Below are 4,101 nucleotides of genomic sequence, written 5' to 3'. Positions count from 1 at the left end.
CCCGGACCCGCGAGTCGACGTCCGGTGTCCGCGAGCCGCGGGCGGCCTCACGTCCCCGGGGCGTCGCCGAGGGGCTCGCGCAGCGAGCTCCCGCCCACGTCCCACCGGCCGAGCACGTGCTCGGCGAGGTGGGTCTCGGTCAGCTCGGTCGCGCGGATGCCGAAGAGCACGTCGCCGACGAGGTCCGGTTCGTGGTCGAGCAGGTCACCGATCACCTCGCGGCGCATCACCTGCTCGTGGACCGCGTCGGCCTCGATGTGCTCGGTGAAGAACAGCCGACACGCCTCCGGCGCCCCGTGTCGGTCCAACGCGGTCACCATCCGGCGTGCGCCCGGTGCGGTACTGATCTCGGCCGCGGCGAAGTGGCCCACGAGCGCGCCCCGCAGCCCACGGTGCAGACCGAACAGGGACATCAGGTTGACGGTCGCGAACGACGGGGCCGGCACGTGTTCGGCGTAGTGCAGATATCCCGCCCGAAGGCCCGCGGCCTCCAGCAGGTCGGCGTAGAGCCGCGAGTGCATCCGCTCGTACCGCCCGCCGCCGAACTCGTCGAACTCGACGGCGACCAGCGCCGCCTTGGCCTGCCCCCGCAGCCGCGGGATGACCCACGCGTGCGGGTCGGCCTCCTTGAGGTGATAGATCGAGCGGTGTACCAGGTACTCCCGCAGCTGCCACCACGCGCCGTCGTCCGCCAGCCGGTGGGTCAGGCCTGTGCCGTGCACGGGTTCGACCAGCAGCTCGTCCAGCGCAGCGTCGACCGCGTCCCGTCCCTGTCCACCGGGCACCTCCGCGCGCAGCCCCTCCAGGAAACGACGTTCCAACCGACCGCGGGCCCGCAGCAGCTCCGGATCCCACTCCCACGCCGGATCAACCCCGGTGAATCCCCGGTAGTGCAGCTCGTAGCAGATTTGGAGGGCGAGGTGCAGGTCGTCACCGAACGGGTCGGTGCCGTCGGCGTGCCGCACGGGCGCGTCCCCGAGTGCGCGGACGGCGGTGACCGCCCGGTCCCCGGGCCGGTGTCGCAGCGCCGTCGTCACCACCTCGGAGACCGGACCACGTGGACCCGGCAACGGTGGCACCGACCGCGCCGCATCGATCGGGGGGTTGCCGACCGCCGTGGGCCCGGCGGGATTCGCGATGCTCACACCGTGGGATTACCCGGTGCGGGTGTCCGGCACACGGGACACCCGCGAGCCCACAGCGGATCCCGGTCAACAGAACAGCAGGCAGCCGTCGTCCTCGTCGTCGCCACCGTCGCCGCTGCCGTCGTCACCACCGTCGTCCCCGGTGGTCGGTGGGGGGTCCTCCGGTTCGGACGGCTCATCGGGTGGCTCCGTGGTCGGTGGCGGATCGTCCCGGGTGGGGGTCGGTGAGGCCTCGTCCGCCCCGTCGTCGCGGGGCTCGGGGCTGCTTCCCCCGTCGTCCGCACCGCCGCCGCCCCGCCCCGGGGCACCACCGGAGTCCCGGGTGGCCTCCGGTTCGCCGGTCCTGGTCTCGTCGGCCTCGCCGTCGGTCGGGATGAGGTAGGTGTGTCCCGCCCCGCCGTCGGGGACCGCCGGGACGGTGGGGGAGGAGTCGGCGTCCCGGGTGCCGATCCGTGGCTCGGCGGCACCGTCCGGGAGCATGCCGACGGTGACGGCACTGATCCCGCAGCCGACGACGACGGCACCCATGAACGCCAGCACCCGCATGCGGGAGCCGGGTTCCGGCGGAACCCGGTCGTTCCCGCCGTCGTCGGAGAACCGCGTCGACACGTCGTCACCCACCGGACAAGTCTCTCGGGCCGGGAACAGCCCGGTCCACCTCACCGTATGTCATTGCCGTGTGAAGATCTCGGCAGGCATTGTGCCGGAGACCGTGCCACCGGGGATGAGGTGTCGCGAAATCGTGTCGCTCCGTCACCGTTTGGACAGGACCGGTGACGCAGCGGTGTCGGTGTCGGTGTCGGTGTCAGTGGCGGTGTCAGTGGCGGTGTCAGTGTCGGTGGCGGTGGCGGCCCCGGACGGTGCGTTCCCCATGCCACGCTGCCGTTTCGACGTCCCCCTCGCGGGGTAGTTGCGGTCCGGAGGTGGAACACGATGGCGACATCCGTCGACAAGCTGCGGGAGGCTCTGTCCGGGGCCGATTTCCCCACCGACCGGGACGAGCTGGTCCGGCAGGCCGAGCGGTCCGAAGCGGACTCCGAGACGATCCGCGCGCTGCGGGCGATTCCGCCGACCGACTACGCCGATCTCACCGAGGTGGAACGGTCGGTGTCGTTCGAGCAGCCGCAACCGGCGGGCGAGGAGGCACGGCGCAGGCACACCCGGCACGACAAGGCGGGTGTGGCCGGGAGCGAGCAGGAGGTACCCCAGCACCCGATGGTCGAGGAGCTGGGCGAGAACCGGGGGTCGTGACGGTCTCGACGAAGTGGACCGGCTCCCGTCCCGACCCGGGGCGGAGCCGGTCCGCGGAGTCGGCCCGGGACGGGACCGGGTCCGGGCGGGGGAGTTCCTCTCGGGCCGACGATCAGGACGAGGTTCCGGGGGTGGTCCCGGTCGCCGACCGCCGCTGCTGGGGCGGTACCAGCACGTCCGTTCCGCCGGTGGGCACGTCCGTGGTGGCCTCCGGGACCGCGTCCCGGCGCAGCGTCTCGTGGCGCAGCGCCTCCCGGACACCGTCCTGTTGCAACTCGGCGTTGGCCTCCCGCTGCTGTTCGATCGCCTCGATCAGCTCGTGGGTGCTCATGTGCGCCACGAAGGAGATGCCCACCCGGTGCGCCTCGCTGGTCAACTCTCCCATCGTCATCGTGAAAAGATCCGTACGTTCGCCGGCCATAGTGTCCTCCGCGTCTGCGTGTACTCCGATCGGGTAGCCAGCGGTGCGGAGCGTTAACCCACCAGGTGGAATGACATGGATCGCACGGGAGGCGGTACATGAAGGCGACGGTCCGGCTCGGCACGCTCGCGGGGATTCGCGTGGGTGTGCACTGGAGTGTGCTGGGCATTCTGATCATCCTGGTCGTCGCGCTGGGGGTGGCGCGCTGGCCGTTGCTGGTGCCGGGCTATCCCACGGCCGCCTACGTGGCCGCGGCGGTCGTGGCCGCGCTGCTGTTCCTCGGATCCCTGCTGGCGCACGAGCTCTCCCACGCCGTGGTGGCACGCCGCCACGACGTCGAGGTCGACGACATCACACTGTGGCTGTTGGGCGGTGTGGCGAAACTGCGCAGCGACGCGCGTACCCCGCGCGCGGACCTGCGGATCGCCGCGGCCGGACCACTGACGAGTCTGCTGGTCGCCGCGCTGTTCGGACTGCTCGCCGTGCTGCTGGTGACCGTGGACGCCGGGGTGCTGATCGTCGGCATCGCCGCGTATCTCGCGGCGATCAACGTCGTGCTCGCGGTGTTCAACCTGATCCCGGCCGCGCCCCTGGACGGGGGGCGCATCCTGCGGGCCGCGCTGTGGGCGTGGAAGGGGGACCGGGCCCGCGCCGCGATCTGGAGTGCCCGCGCCGGACGTGGCTTCGGCTTCGGGCTGACGCTGCTCGGTGCGTGGCGCCTGCTGTTCACCGGCTCGGGTGACGGTCTCTGGTGGATCCTGATCGGTCTGTTCATCGTCACGGTGGCGCGGGCGGAGGAGCAGCAGGCCGCGCTCGGCGCCACCCTGGGGGAGGTGCGGGTCGGTGACGTGATGTCGGCCGACCCCGACACGGCCGACGGCGGGCTCACCGTGCAGGACTTCCTGCACGGTGTCGCCCTGGTCCGCAGGCACTCGGCCTTCCCGCTGGTGGACGCCGAGGGCGGTCTCGAAGGGCTGGTGACCCTGAACCGGTTGCGGTCGGTCCCGGCCGGGGCGCGGACGGAGACCACCCTGCGCGCCATCGCCTGCCCGCCTGCCGAGATCCCGACCTCGCACCCGGACGAGCCGCTCACCGAGCTACTCACCCGGATGCAGGGCTGCGCCGACGGTCGTGCCCTGGTCTACGACGGGGGAACACTCGTGGGCATCGTGACCCCCACCGACGTGAGCCACGCCGTGACCCTGCGCGGACTGGGGGTGGACACCGCCCCGCAGGCGCGGACCGGCGGGGAGCGGGACCGGCCGGGCGGCGGGACCGGCGGGA

At 72.3% G+C, this 4,101-nt stretch carries 5 protein-coding genes; 2 read left to right on the top strand and 3 right to left on the bottom strand.

The features are described 5' to 3' along the window. Nucleotides 1-47: 47 nt before the first annotated feature. Both SACHA_RS0107240 and SACHA_RS0107235 read right to left on the bottom strand, forming a co-directional pair. A complete protein-coding gene (locus tag SACHA_RS0107240; RefSeq protein WP_039738276.1) occupies nt 48-1,097 on the bottom strand; it encodes an iron-containing redox enzyme family protein in 1,050 nt (349 codons plus the stop codon). Nucleotides 1,098-1,211: 114 nt separating this feature from the next. Continuing rightward, on the bottom strand, nt 1,212-1,766 hold the full coding sequence (locus tag SACHA_RS0107235; protein ID WP_019808374.1) for a hypothetical protein: 555 nt from the start codon (nt 1,764-1,766) through the stop codon (nt 1,212-1,214). A gap of 312 nt (nt 1,767-2,078) precedes the next feature. Between SACHA_RS0107235 and SACHA_RS0107225 the strand changes: the two genes are divergently transcribed. Further along, nucleotides 2,079-2,396 carry a DUF2795 domain-containing protein gene (locus tag SACHA_RS0107225; RefSeq protein ID WP_019808372.1) on the top strand — a complete coding sequence of 106 codons (318 nt, stop codon included), beginning with the start codon at nt 2,079-2,081 and terminating at the stop codon, nt 2,394-2,396. A gap of 112 nt (nt 2,397-2,508) precedes the next feature. Here SACHA_RS0107225 and SACHA_RS0107220 read toward each other — a convergent pair whose 3' ends face one another. After that, complete coding sequence (locus SACHA_RS0107220) at nt 2,509-2,817, bottom strand: hypothetical protein (protein ID WP_019808370.1); 309 nt, start codon at nt 2,815-2,817, stop codon at nt 2,509-2,511. Nucleotides 2,818-2,915: 98 nt separating this feature from the next. Here SACHA_RS0107220 and SACHA_RS20775 point away from each other — a divergent pair. After that, on the top strand, nt 2,916-4,101 hold a 1,186-nt coding region (locus SACHA_RS20775; RefSeq protein ID WP_019808368.1), incomplete at its 3' end, for a site-2 protease family protein.

Origin of the sequence: Saccharomonospora halophila 8, assembly GCF_000383775.1 — a bacterium.
Classification (GTDB): Bacteria; Actinomycetota; Actinomycetes; order Mycobacteriales; family Pseudonocardiaceae; genus Saccharomonospora; species Saccharomonospora halophila.
The sequence above is the reverse complement of the archived record's forward strand: the minus strand, read 5'-3'. Positions and strand labels throughout refer to the sequence as shown.

Coding starts and splice junctions, on each gene's coding strand:
- SACHA_RS0107225 (WP_019808372.1), top strand. CDS start 2,079: ATGGCGACATCCGTCGACAAGCTGCGGGAGGCTCTGTCCGGGGCCGAT.
- SACHA_RS0107220 (WP_019808370.1), bottom strand. CDS start 2,817: ATGGCCGGCGAACGTACGGATCTTTTCACGATGACGATGGGAGAGTTG.